Source organism: Polaromonas sp. P3_B1, from assembly GCF_056402935.1.
In genome coordinates this window covers 29,134-41,331 of the sequence record NZ_JBFUGK010000026.1, presented here as the reverse complement: position 1 = coordinate 41,331, position 12,198 = coordinate 29,134, and the positions used below count along the sequence as shown (strand labels likewise).

The following is a 12,198-nucleotide window of genomic DNA, read 5'->3' as shown; positions in this document are numbered from 1 at the left end:
GAATTTAACTTAGAGCTTGATCTCAAAAAGAGGCCGTAACTACCTTGATTCAGGCGGATTCCGCCCAGAATCAAGGTTTTTATTTGCTTATTTAATATAAGAAACATGTTTATTATTATTGACAGGTTATTTAACGACCCCCTAGAATCCCGCCAGTCCCACAGAAACCTAGGGACAACCCGAATCTCCGCTGCCCCCTTCATCAAAGAAGACGGCAACGTCAAACAGGGGTCAACACCCACAAGGCTTGCCTTGGTTTGATGGCGACCCAATCAAAGCCTGCTTGGCCCCCAAAGGGCCTGCAAGCGTAGAAAGGAGTGCTATGACAGCGCTAGGACAATTCGGCCTTGAGGCGCACTTGAAAAGTGTACGCAGCAGTGTTTTAACCATTGCTGATGACATCGCCCAGGGCTTTTTCGAGATCACCCACAACAGCTTCGCCCTTCTGGGCCTGGCGGTCGTGTTCGCCGTGATCACTCTGACGGCCCGGCCCGACTTGCGCCAGGCCGGTGAATTCAAGCTCATGACCTGGCTGCAGCAGCGCCAGGAAGCGGCCATCGGTTTTACCGAGCCAGCCGCCATCGAACGGGCCACGGCCTCCAACCCCAAGGATCTGCCGGCCCAGCAGGCGGCGGTGGCATACTGGCTCAGCAAAAAGTACGGCGTGGCGCCTGAGCCATTGAGCGTGCTGGTGGCCGAAGCCTTCGACATCGGCCAGAAGGCCAAGCTCGACCCGACCTTGATCCTGGCCATCATGGCCATTGAGTCCGGCTTCAACCCCTTCGCGCAAAGCCCGGTGGGCGCCCAGGGCCTGATGCAGGTCATGACCAAGGTGCACCACGACAAGTACGACAATTTCGGCGGCAAGCTGGCGGCCTTTGACCCGGTGACCAACCTGCGCGTCGGCGTCAAGGTGCTGCAGGAATGCATCGCCCGCGCCGGATCCGTCGAAGGCGGCCTCAAATACTACGTGGGCGCCGCCAACATGGAAGACGACGGCGGTTACGCCAGCAAGGTGATGGGCGAACACGCCCGGCTGCTGGCCGTCGTGGCATCCGCATCCAAGCGCGGCAAGCCCTCGCCTTTCTTTGCCGAGCCTGACGGCAGCTCGCGCCCGGTTCCCGCCTCCCTGCCCGGCAAGTCCGACGCGCCGGCCTCCGAAGGCAAGACGCCTGAGAAGGTGGCGCTGCTGAGCCAGTCCTGATCCCCGCCGGGGCGCGGCCTGACAGTCCGCCTACCGTAGCGCAAAGCCGGCCGTGTCAAGCGCCCGGCTTTTTGCTTTCCGGGCCACGGGCATGGGACGATGCGCCGCGAGTTTTACGCGCCCTCAGTTACACTAGCCGGGTGCGCGACTGGCGATAGGCTCAAGGTTTTCGCAACCTTTGAAGCTGACGTGGGACACCACTGGGAAGCGCACCGCTGACAGCCGTTGGGCCTCAGCGTTCAGCCGTTCGCCTGGGCAGCCCTTGTTTCATTGAGAGTACCTCTCTCATATGAATAGCAGGGACCACGTCTTTAAGGACTGCCATGTACCACCGCAACATCCTGGTCGAACAGACCGACCCCGAAATCTTCGCCGCCATCCAGGCTGAAAACGCCCGGCAAGAGCAGCACATCGAGCTGATCGCCAGCGAAAACTACGCCTCGCCCGCCGTCATGGCCGCGCAGGGCTCGCAGCTCACCAACAAATACGCCGAAGGTTATCCCGGCCGCCGCTACTACGGCGGCTGCGAACACGTGGACGTGGCCGAGCAGCTCGCCATCGACCGCGTCAAAACCATCTTCGGCGCCGAAGCGGCCAACGTGCAGGCGCATTGCGGCGCATCGGCCAACGAAGCCGTGTTCCTGGCCTTCCTCAAGCCCGGCGACACCATCATGGGCATGAGCCTGGCCGAAGGCGGCCACCTGACACACGGCATGGCGCTCAACATGAGCGGCAAATGGTTCAACGTCGTCTCCTACGGCCTGAACGACAAGGAAGAAATCGACTACGACGCCATGGAGCGCAAGGCCCACGAGACCAAGCCCAAGCTGATCATCGCGGGCGCCTCGGCCTACAGCCTGCGCATCGACTTCGAACGCTTCGCCAAGGTGGCCAAGGCCGTCGGCGCCATCTTCATGGTCGACATCGCCCACTACGCAGGCCTGGTGGCCGCAGGCGTCTATCCCAACCCGGTGCCGCATGCCGACATCGTCACCTCGACCACGCACAAGAGCCTGCGCGGGCCGCGCGGCGGCATCATCCTGATGAAGGCCGAGCACGAAAAAGCCATCAACAGCGCGATCTTCCCCGGCCTGCAGGGCGGCCCGCTGATGCACGTGATCGCGGCCAAGGCAGTGGCCTTCAAGGAAGCCATGACACCCGAGTTCAAGGCCTACCAGCAGCAGGTCGTGAAGAACGCGCAGATCGTCGCCGACACCCTGACGCAGCGCGGCCTGCGCATCGTCAGCGGCCGCACCGAAAGCCACGTGATGCTGGTCGACCTGCGCGCCAAAGGCATCACCGGCAAGGAAGCCGAAGCCGTGCTGGGCAGCGCCCACATGACGATCAACAAGAACGCCATCCCGAACGATCCGGAAAAACCGATGGTCACCAGCGGCGTGCGCATCGGCACCCCGGCCATGACCACCCGCGGCTTCAAGGATGAGGAAGCCCGCGCCACCGCCAACCTGATCGCCGATGTGCTCGACAATCCGCGCGACGCGGCCACCCTGGAAGCGGTCCGCGCCAAGGTTCACGCCTTGACGAGCCGCTTCCCGGTCTATCGCTGATCGCGATGGGCGGCGCAGGCACTATAATTTTGATAGCATCCTGCGCCGCTCTCCTTGGGCTAAGGACAGATTGATCTTTTTAAATCCAGGTCAACACCCATGAAATGTCCCTTCTGCGGCCATCTCGAGACCCAGGTTGTGGAAACCCGGGTGGCCGAGGATGCCGACTTCATACGCCGCCGCCGCCAGTGCGGCGCGTGTGAAAAGCGCTTTACCACCTACGAGCGGCCGGACGTCACCTTCCCGTCCATCGTCAAGAAGGACGGCCGGCGCATCGAGTACAAGCGCAGCAAGATTCTGGGCTCCATGAACCTGGCACTGCGCAAGCGTCCGGTCAGCACTGAACAGATCGACTCCGCCATAGAGCGCATAGAAGAAAAACTGCTGAGCCTGGGCGTGCGCGAGGTCGCCTCCAACCGCCTCGGCGAGCTGGTGATGCGCGAACTGAAAAAGCTCGACAAGGTGGCCTATGTGCGCTTTGCCAGCGTCTACCGCAGCTTTGAGGATATTGACGAGTTCAAGACCCTGGTCGATGAGGTCAGGCGCTAGACGCGCTGACCGTTCGTCACACGAGCTTGACCGGACGTCGAATACCGGAGGCGGGACCGCCGGGCCATGCTCACAATTGCGCATGTCCGAAAATCTATCGATCACCGGCCCTGCCGATCTGCGCTGCCCATCGGCCTCCCCGGCCGTGCGGCGGCTCCAGCATGGATTCACATTGATTGAGGTGATGGTCGTGGTGGCCATCATCGGAATTCTTGCGGTTCTCGCGGCGCCCTCCTTCCTGGGCCTGCTCGCCAACGCGTCCGTCACCCGGGCCACCAACGGGTTCATCTCGGATACGCGCTACGCCCGCGGCGAAGCCATGCGGCGCGGAAAAAGCGTCACAATCTGCCGGACCGTCGATTCGACCGCGGCGAGCCCCGCATGCTCGACCGGCAGCGGAACGGCCGTTGGCGGATGGATGCAGGGATGGGTGGTATTCCTTGACAGCAATGGCAACGGTACTTTCGACGCCGCGACCGACATCGTGTTGCGCGCGCAGGAGCCCGTGGCCGGCATCACGGATTTTTTCGCCGTCGCCGTCTCCACACCCACGGCCGTGACCACCGGCAACGCCATCATCTATGACGCCACCGGCCGCGCCATCGGCCAGTCAGGCCGGTGGCTGGTGCACGCCTCGGGCTCATTCGCCACCAATGCTTACTACACCCGCACCTTGTGCATGAACTCGGTGGGTCGGGTCAAGGTCCAGACGGGGGACGTCGTATGCTAGGCCTCACCAGAAAACCTTCTCCTTCGCGCAAGGGACAGCGAGGTTCATCGCTGCTGGAGGTGCTCATTTCGGTACTGCTCATGTCCTTTGGCATGTTGGCCCTCGCCGGCATGCAGGCCTATTCGGTCGCAGCGCAGAAAAACGCGGCCAATCGCGCCATCGCCGCTGCACTGGCCAACGAGCTGGCGGAAGTGATCCGGCTCAATCCGACCGGCCTCTCCGGCGGTAACTACGACGTGGCGATGATGACCACCGGCAACCCGCCGGCCCTGGCACCCTGCGCCTTCCCCAATTGCAACACCCCCGCGAAACTGGCTGCCGCGGACCTCACGACCTTCCAGAGCAGGGTCCGCGCGCTGTTGCCTCTGGGCGGGGTTGAGATAACCCGTCCCGGCGCAAGCGCCACACAGGCGAACATCTGGATCCTCTGGGAGGAAGCCAGCGTGATGAACAACACGCGCCAGGTCAGCGGGGTGGATCAATCAGCTGAGCTGAGTTCCGATAACTGCTCGGCCACCGCCAAAGCCCTGGCCACAACGCCGCGCTGCTTTTACATGAAGGTGCAGCTATGACTTCATTCGCAAAAAGCCGCCACCAGCAGCGGCCTCGCATTTGCGCATCGGGATCTTCGGGAAGGCAGCAGTCAGGCTTTACGCTGATTGAACTGTTGATCTCCATGACCTTGGGCATGGTGATCATAGGTGCGCTCGTGGTGATGTACCTCTCCGGCAGCACAGCCACCCGCAATGCACAGGCACAGGGCCAGATGAACGAGGACGCCCAGATGGCGCTCGGTGTTTTCACGCAGGAACTGCGGCAGGCGGGATACAACCCCACGCGGACCGGCGGCGTCAAGAACGACCTGGGCCAAGCCGGCTGGAACCTGTATGCCTGCAACACGGGTTTTACGGATGCAACCGTCCCCAACATCAGCGCACTGACCTGCGCGGGAAGCGGCGGTTTTGCCCTGGCCGTAGCCTACGAGGGAGACCTCAACACCGGCAAAAACACCAGCGGCGGCTTGCCGATGGACTGCATAGGCAACGGGGTGGGGGTCGCAGGTGCGGCTTTCTACACGATGCAGTCGCGCATTTCCATCACCAACAACACCTTGACCTGCCGCGGAAGCGGGAACCTGGCGCAATCGCAGGTGCTCGCCGAGAACATCGAAAGCGCAACGGTGAACTTCGCGGTTGCAGAGCCCGCGGTCCCCAATAGCCAGAATGTGCGCGGCTACCTGAGCGCCTCCGGCATCATCAACCCGACGGATGCGGGCCTCACGGCGCTGCCCATGCTGGATCGCTGGAACAAGGTGGTCGCGGCGCAGGTCTGCGTGGTGGTCGTGAGCGAAAACGTCGTGCTGAAGGACATGGGCTCAGGCACAAACCCAAGCTATCAGGACTGCGCCGATGCCGATATCGATATCACCGACGGCAAGCTGCGCCGCGCCTATCGCACCACGGTGCTGCTGCGCAACCACGGAGTAGGTTATGTCAATCCCTGAACGAAGCCAACCGGCGAAAATGCACGGCCAGCAGGGCGTCGTGCTGATTGTGGCCCTCATCATGCTGATGATCCTGTCGATCCTGGCCAGCATCTCGATTCGTGGGGCCTCCTCGACCGAACAGGTGGCCAACCAGAGCCGCCAGCAGGCCCTGGCGCGGCAGACGGCGGAAACCGCCTTGCGCTTCTGCGAGCAGCAGGTGCAGCTCTACGCCTCCAACCCGGCCACCGGCTTTGCGCCTGAGGCTGCCCCCGTTGGCGCCGGAACACCGTACTCGTGGGCAACCATGGCAAATTGGGACACCCTGACGCCGACAACCAACCTCAAGACGGTGGCGGTCACCTCCGCCGGCGATGTGGGAACCACCGTGTATTTCACCCGCCAGCCCGAGTGCATGGCGCAGTACCTGACCCCCGCAGACACCAAAGTTTTTGTCACGACCGCCAGAGGCTTCGGCCCTGAAGTCGGCGCGAAAGACGGGAGCGCACCCAAGGGCACCGAGGTGTGGCTCCAATCTGTAATCACCATGAAATGATGCTCAACGCGAGCATGAAAGGCCTGGCCATGAAATTTTCTTCTTTGCGAAACGTCGCGTTTTATGCGGCCGCGCTGGTTGCGGCGGACAGCTCATTCGCGGTTGTCGCACAAGAGCCGCTGCTGTCCAAAACCGTGAACGTCAGGCCCAACATCGCGCTGGTGCTGGATACCTCGGGCTCCATGGACTGGGAATGCGTGTACGCCAAGCATGTCAGTACCGCCATGGTGAATGAAGATCCCACATCCACCAGCATCCCGGGTTTCCATGTGGACTGCCTTGACAGCTCCGACCCGCGCCAGATCTCGCCCATCAACAACCTGCTGTTTTACAACCCGAAAAAAGTCTACCAGCCGGGTTATGTCGGGGGCGTCCTCCAGGCCAACGCCACCATAGATAACACCTCGGTCGTGACAATGTACCTGCCAAAAGCAGGCAAAAACCCCACCACCTACACCACGTCCGCCGCCATCAGCAATACCGGGGACTACGACACCTACAGAGTCCGAACCGGCAGGTTCCAATTCAATGGAGTCGATACTGCCGGTGGCGGCAGCACCAACCCGTTTGGCCCCCACGGCGGCGCCCGGACCGATTGCGCCGCCGCCACCTGTACTCTCACCGAGGAACGCCAGAACATCGCGAACTGGCGCGCCTACCATATTGATCGGATCAAGTCGGCCAAAACCGGCCTGTCCGCGGCATTCGCCAGCCAGGCCGACAACTTCCGCCTGGCTTACGGCGATATCAATGGCACGCCCAACACCATGACCGATTTCGGCGTGGCCAAATCCGCCTTTTACACCTGGCTCGACGCACGCACCCCTAGTGGCGGCACGCCGCTGCGAGGCGCGCTTGACAGGGTCGGAAAGTACTACCAGAACAATGCCAACACCGGCCCCTGGGGATCCAAGCCCTGGGCGCCTCCCGCCGGCGAAACATCGACCAGTCACCTGTCCTGCCGCCGGTCCTATTCCATGCTGATCACCGATGGTTTTTACACGGATGGAGCGCCAGCAGGCGTAGGCGACGTTGACAGCACCCTGGGCACCCAATACACGTTTGCGCTGGACTCCAACAAGACCTACCGGTACACACCAGGCAACAAAACCGATGTTCGCAATCGAGGCAAGTCGGACAAGCCTAATGGATCAAGCGGAACCGCCGACACGCTGGCCGACATCGCCCTGAAGTACTGGGCCACCGACCTGCGCACTGATCTCGCGAACGACAACGGCAGCGGCGACCCTTCCGGCCCCCCGTTCTGGCAGAACATGACCAGCTATATGGTCAGCTTTGGCGCGCCGGGCAAAATGACCAACGCGGAAGTGGACAGCGCCAAGCTCGGCAACCTGGCCTGGGCCGTGCCCGTGCTCAACACCGTCACGACGATTGACGACATGCGCCACGCCGCGCACAACGGCGGCGGCGACTTCCTCACGGTCACCGACGCGGCCCAATTCGCGACCGACCTGGGCAACGTCATCGGCAGTATCGCGAGCCAGCAGTTCTCGCAAGCCGGTGTGGCGGCGTCCGCCGTGACCCTGACTGCGGGCACCAAGAAGTTTGTGCCCTACTACACCAGCGGAACCTGGTGGGGCAACGTGCAGATGGTCAACCTCACCGCCAACGGCGACAGCGCCGGCGTCGCCTGGCAAGTCATCGCCATCGACGGCAACGGCCAGCCGACCGGCGCCACCACGCTGCCCGCGCCGGCTTCCCGCAACATCGTCGTATGGACCGACGCGGCCAAGCAAGGCCTGGCTTTCACCTATGCCAACATCACCACGGCGGCCAACAGCCTGACAGGCACCAATACCAACATGCAGATGAGCACCGCGGTGACCTCCGACATCGTGGATTACCTGCGCGGTGTTCGTACCAAAGAGGGCGCCGGCATGAGAAAACGGCCGGCTGTCCTGGGCGATATCGTCAACTCGACCCCGGCCTTCATCAAGAACAACACCAATCCCCAGTTTGAGAAGCTCCCGTCGGCCACCCCGGGCCTGAGCACCTATGCCGCCTATATGACCGCCAAGGCAGCCCGCGCCGAAGGGGCGCTGTTTGTGGGCGCCAATGACGGCATGCTGCACGTATTTGGCGAAGGCAACGGCGCCGCCGTCGGTGGCCGGGAACTCTTTGCCTACGTCCCCAGGTCTGTACTCGGAAAGCTTGAAGCCCTGACTGACAGCGGCTATACCTATGCCCACACCTATTCGGTGGACGGGCCGCTGGCCGAGGTCGATGCCTATTTGACAACCCCCAACCTGGCCAGCAGCGGCACATCCACGGGATGGCGCAACGTGGTCGTTGGCACGACCGGTGCCGGCGCCAAGTCCGTCTTCGCGCTGAACGCCACAGACCCTCTCAACATGAACGGCAAGGCGATTTTGTGGGAAATCAATGCGGATCCGGCATTCCCCGTGATGCCGGGCAACTCCACGACCTCGTTCGCAGAACTGGGCGCCGTGCTGAGCACGCCCCAGAGCGGCATCACCGTCAGCGGTGACTGGGTGACCATCTTCGGCAACGGCTACGACAGCAAATCCGCAAAGGCCAGCCTCTTCATCGTCGAAACCGGCACCGGCAAGCTGCTCAAGGAGATCAAGACCGACAACACGGTCGCCAATGGCCTGGGCGGCGTTCGCCTGGTGTACAACACCAACCAGCAGATCATCGGCGCCTATGCGGGCGACCTGCAAGGCAGGCTGTGGAAATTCGACCTGAGCGGCACCGCGTCTTCCACCTGGGGCCTCGGTAACGGCGGCGTTGCGCTGTTCACCGCACTCAGCGGCAGCACACCGCTGCCCATCACAGCCCAGCCCGCAGTCCTTGAACGGACCGACCAGGCCACCTATCGGCCAAGCTACCTGGTGTCCGTGGCAACCGGCAAGCTGTTTGAAGCCGGGGATCCCACCGTCACAAGCCCCACTCAGGCAGCCTATGGCCTGTGGGACAGAAAACCATTCGGCTCGTCCGGCGCCGATACGATTAGCGAATCCCAGCTGGAAGGGCTCAAAGCCACGGCCGTCACGGCCGGCATAGACCCGACCACGGGCGCTACCCTCAACGCCGGCGGCATCACGGGCATCTATACGGTGGGCTTCAGCAACCCAGCCGTCACCAGCATGGACTGGTCGACACGGCGCGGCTGGAAATTGACGCTTAACGTGTTCCCCGGCCAACGTGACATCTATCCGCTCCAGATCCAGGGTGATGTCGTCAAGATCGACACGGTCGCGCCTCAGGCCAACTCATCGAGTTGCCTGGCCTCTTCAAGCAATGCCTTGAGTTTCTACATCAACCCACTGACCGCAGCCTGCCGTACCGGCGGAACATTGGACACCAACGCCGACGGACTCATTGATGGCAGCGATGCCAACGTCTGCGCCTACACCTCGCTCGCCGACGGTACCGACGTGGTCCTGACCATCCTCAACTCTTCAGGTGTAGACACCGGGGTGAGAGACGTCCAGAACTCCAGCGGCCACATCAAGGTCCGTACTGGAGACCAGCCCCCACCCCAGGACTGCAGCAACCCGGTCTATGCCGCGGCGCACGTCAGCGAATGCACGGTAGCCGACTGCACCAATGCCGCCTATCGTGCCGCCCACCCTGGCGACTGCCCCGGCGCTGTCCTGAACCGCTCCTGGCGTCAGCTCTTCCCACGTGCCAACTGAGCTTGAAAACCGCCGCTTTTACAAAGAGAATTAGCCATGATGTCCAATATGAAAAAAAACAGCGGCTCGGCGGGCTTTACGCTGATTGAGCTGATGATCGTGGTGGCGATTGTCGGCCTGCTGGCCGCGATCGCCCTGCCCGCCTACCAAAGCTACATCGCGCGCGCCAATCGCGCGGCTGCGCGGGCGCAGCTTCAGCAAGCCGTCCAGTACATGCAGCGCTTCTATGCGGCCAACGACCGCTACGATGCCGACCGCACGGGCTCACAAACCATCTGGGCAACCATGCCGCCCACTTTCATGCGTGCACCCGCTGAAGGCACACAGCTCTATGAGATCTCCAACACCGGCGGCAATGCCAGCAGCGCCGCCCAGAGCACCTTCACGCTTATCATGCGTCCTGTAGGCACGGGAAGCATGGCCAACGACAAATGCGGCGGCTTCAGCATGACGCAGGCAGGCGTCAAAGGCATCACCGCCGCGGCCGCGACGGCCGCACTGATCGCAGAATGCTGGCGTTGAAACAATAGGCCCGTCCCTGGCGAGGCCGCAGCGGGGAATAATGCAACAGCCCACCGATACAGCCTCCAACTCTGAATTTATCCAGGCGGCCCTGCTGGCCGCCGCCAACGCACCCTTCAGCGCTGCGCCCAATCCCCGCGTGGGCTGTGTGCTGGTATCCGCCTCAGGCCAAACCATAGGCATCGGCCAGACTCAGCAGGCCGGCGGCCCCCATGCGGAGGTCATGGCCTTGCGCGACGCTGCGGCCCAGGGCCATTCCACACAGGGTGCCACCGCCTACGTCACGCTGGAGCCCTGCTCCCACCATGGGCGAACCGGCCCCTGCTGCGACGCCCTGGTTGCCGCTGGCATCAAAAAAGTTGTCGCCTCCATGGCGGATCCCAACCCGCTGGTCGCCGGTCAGGGCTTTGATCGCCTGCGGGCGGCCGGCGTGGCGGTGGAGGTCGGTGCGGGCGCCGAGGCGGCGAGAGAGCTCAACATCGGCTTCTTCAGCCGCATGGTCCGCAAGACACCCTGGGTGCGCATGAAAATCGCCGCCTCGCTGGACGGCGCCACCGCGCTGGCCAACGGCCAGAGCCAATGGATCACCTCCCCCGAAGCCCGGGCCGACGGCCATGCCTGGCGCGCGCGGGCCGGTGCCGTACTGACGGGCATAGGCACCGTGCTGCAGGACAACCCCCGGCTGGATGTCCGGCTGGTGCACGCGCCCAGGCAGCCCGTTCGCGTGATTGTCGACAGCCTGCTGCAGACGCCGGTGGACGCGAAGATTTTCGAGGCCGGCGGGCCGGTGTGGATTTACACGGCGCTTCAGGGCGCTCCCCAGGAAAGCGCCCTGCTGGCCAGGGGCGCCACGGTCACCTGCCTGCCTGGCGCCCGCGGAAAAGTGGACCTGGTCGCCATGATGAAAGACCTGGCGCAACGCGAAATCAACGACTTGCACGTCGAGGCCGGAAGCAAACTCAACGGTTCACTGATCCGCGAAGGCCTGGTAGACGAATTCCTTGTCTACCTCGCGCCCACACTCCTCGGCCCGGGCCTGGGCATGGCCTCCATCGGGCCTCTGGAGCAGCTCTCCGACGCGGTGGCCTTGCAATTCCAGGGTTTTGAGAGAGTCGGCCCGGACCTGCGTGTACTGGCCCGCGGCGTAAGCCGGGACCAGTTCTAGCCCCTTTCCACGCAGGCCAGGCCGCGGCCGGGCCGCTTTTACAAGGCAATAGTGGCCCTTCCCCAAGCCCGGACCGGATTCCCTGCGAAAATAGCGCATGTTTACCGGAATCATTACCGGCTTGGGGCGCATCGTCGCCATCCAAAGCCTGGGCAGCTCTTCAGACCACGGCAAGCGGCTCACCATCGAGGCACCTGCGGGTTACCTTGACGACGTGGGCCTGGGCGACAGCATCGCCCTCAACGGCGCCTGCATGACGGCCACCTCGCTGGACCTGCCCCTCAACCGCTTCACCATCGATATTTCCGCCGAATCGCTGGCCAAAACCACCGGCCTGGCCGAAACCGGCCCCATCAACCTTGAAAAAGCCCTGCGCGCGCATGACCGCCTGGGCGGCCACATCGTTTCCGGCCACGTGGACGGCATAGGCCGTGTCACGCACTTCGCCGAAGTCGGCGAAAGCTGGGAGCTGCGCATCCTGGCTCCGCGCGAGCTCGGCAAGTACCTGGCCTACAAGGGCTCGATCACCGTCAACGGCGTTAGCCTGACGGTCAATCGCGTCATGGACCAAGCCGAAGGCACCGAGCTCAGCATCAACCTGATTCCCCATACCGTGCAGAACACCGCCCTGGGCCGCCTGGCCGCCGGCTCCGAGGTCAACCTCGAAATCGACCTGATCGCGCGCTACGTCGAGCGCATGCTGGGCGACACCCACAACAACATCCTGAAAAAGCCCTGAAC

The 12,198-nt window shown here is 63.0% G+C and carries 11 protein-coding genes and 1 riboswitch; all 11 genes read left to right on the top strand.

What is annotated here, in order from left to right:
* Window positions 1-322 precede the first annotated feature (322 nt).
* The 11 genes from AC1DXS_RS15845 to AC1DXS_RS15795 all read left to right on the top strand — a co-directional run bounded on the left by AC1DXS_RS15845 (window position 323) and on the right by AC1DXS_RS15795 (window position 12,196).
* The gene (locus tag AC1DXS_RS15845) at window positions 323-1,204 is read left to right on the top strand and encodes a transglycosylase SLT domain-containing protein (RefSeq protein WP_477738439.1); all 882 of its coding nucleotides are present in this window, start codon (window positions 323-325) and stop codon (window positions 1,202-1,204) included.
* 134 nt (window positions 1,205-1,338) lie between these two features.
* A riboswitch (ZMP/ZTP riboswitch) is annotated at window positions 1,339-1,468 on the top strand.
* Between the two features lie 59 nt (window positions 1,469-1,527).
* Window positions 1,528-2,772: a serine hydroxymethyltransferase gene (gene glyA, locus AC1DXS_RS15840; RefSeq protein WP_477738438.1), complete on the top strand. Its 1,245-nt coding sequence runs from the start codon at window positions 1,528-1,530 to the stop codon at window positions 2,770-2,772.
* A 99-nt stretch (window positions 2,773-2,871) separates the two neighbouring features.
* Entirely contained in the window at window positions 2,872-3,321 is a 450-nt protein-coding gene (nrdR, locus tag AC1DXS_RS15835) for a transcriptional regulator NrdR (protein WP_007872661.1), read from the top strand.
* A gap of 82 nt (window positions 3,322-3,403) precedes the next feature.
* Complete coding sequence (locus AC1DXS_RS15830) at window positions 3,404-4,051, top strand: GspH/FimT family pseudopilin (RefSeq protein WP_477738437.1); 648 nt, start codon at window positions 3,404-3,406, stop codon at window positions 4,049-4,051.
* Entirely contained in the window at window positions 4,045-4,623 is a 579-nt protein-coding gene (gene pilV / locus AC1DXS_RS15825) for a type IV pilus modification protein PilV (RefSeq protein WP_477738436.1), read from the top strand. Before AC1DXS_RS15830 ends, pilV begins: the two co-directional genes overlap by 7 nt.
* Window positions 4,620-5,555 carry a PilW family protein gene (locus tag AC1DXS_RS15820; protein ID WP_477738435.1) on the top strand — a complete coding sequence of 312 codons (936 nt, stop codon included), beginning with the start codon at window positions 4,620-4,622 and terminating at the stop codon, window positions 5,553-5,555. The genes pilV and AC1DXS_RS15820 overlap by 4 nt, the downstream gene beginning before the upstream one ends.
* Complete coding sequence (locus AC1DXS_RS15815) at window positions 5,542-6,090, top strand: pilus assembly PilX family protein (protein ID WP_477738434.1); 549 nt, start codon at window positions 5,542-5,544, stop codon at window positions 6,088-6,090. Before AC1DXS_RS15820 ends, AC1DXS_RS15815 begins: the two co-directional genes overlap by 14 nt.
* Before the next feature lie 29 nt (window positions 6,091-6,119).
* Entirely contained in the window at window positions 6,120-9,770 is a 3,651-nt protein-coding gene (locus tag AC1DXS_RS15810; protein WP_477738433.1) for a pilus assembly protein, read from the top strand.
* A gap of 36 nt (window positions 9,771-9,806) precedes the next feature.
* Window positions 9,807-10,292, top strand: coding sequence for a type IV pilin protein (locus tag AC1DXS_RS15805; protein ID WP_477738432.1), 486 nt, complete (start codon window positions 9,807-9,809; stop codon window positions 10,290-10,292).
* Between the two features lie 40 nt (window positions 10,293-10,332).
* Entirely contained in the window at window positions 10,333-11,457 is a 1,125-nt protein-coding gene (gene ribD, locus AC1DXS_RS15800; RefSeq protein WP_477738431.1) for a bifunctional diaminohydroxyphosphoribosylaminopyrimidine deaminase/5-amino-6-(5-phosphoribosylamino)uracil reductase RibD, read from the top strand.
* A 97-nt stretch (window positions 11,458-11,554) separates the two neighbouring features.
* Window positions 11,555-12,196 (top strand): riboflavin synthase, encoded by a 642-nt coding sequence (locus tag AC1DXS_RS15795; protein WP_477738430.1) that lies wholly within the window; start codon window positions 11,555-11,557, stop codon window positions 12,194-12,196.
* Window positions 12,197-12,198 lie beyond the last annotated feature (2 nt).

Bases quoted from the DNA above. Each gene is read 5' to 3' on its own strand.
- AC1DXS_RS15815 (WP_477738434.1), top strand. From the start codon at position 5,542: ATGTCAATCCCTGAACGAAGCCAACCGGCGAAAATGCACGGCCAGCAG.
- AC1DXS_RS15845 (WP_477738439.1), top strand. From the start codon at position 323: ATGACAGCGCTAGGACAATTCGGCCTTGAGGCGCACTTGAAAAGTGTA.
- AC1DXS_RS15810 (WP_477738433.1), top strand. From the start codon at position 6,120: ATGAAATTTTCTTCTTTGCGAAACGTCGCGTTTTATGCGGCCGCGCTG.
- glyA (WP_477738438.1), top strand. From the start codon at position 1,528: ATGTACCACCGCAACATCCTGGTCGAACAGACCGACCCCGAAATCTTC.
- AC1DXS_RS15830 (WP_477738437.1), top strand. From the start codon at position 3,404: ATGTCCGAAAATCTATCGATCACCGGCCCTGCCGATCTGCGCTGCCCA.
- AC1DXS_RS15795 (WP_477738430.1), top strand. From the start codon at position 11,555: ATGTTTACCGGAATCATTACCGGCTTGGGGCGCATCGTCGCCATCCAA.
- pilV (WP_477738436.1), top strand. From the start codon at position 4,045: ATGCTAGGCCTCACCAGAAAACCTTCTCCTTCGCGCAAGGGACAGCGA.
- AC1DXS_RS15820 (WP_477738435.1), top strand. From the start codon at position 4,620: ATGACTTCATTCGCAAAAAGCCGCCACCAGCAGCGGCCTCGCATTTGC.
- ribD (WP_477738431.1), top strand. From the start codon at position 10,333: ATGCAACAGCCCACCGATACAGCCTCCAACTCTGAATTTATCCAGGCG.
- AC1DXS_RS15805 (WP_477738432.1), top strand. From the start codon at position 9,807: ATGATGTCCAATATGAAAAAAAACAGCGGCTCGGCGGGCTTTACGCTG.
- nrdR (WP_007872661.1), top strand. From the start codon at position 2,872: ATGAAATGTCCCTTCTGCGGCCATCTCGAGACCCAGGTTGTGGAAACC.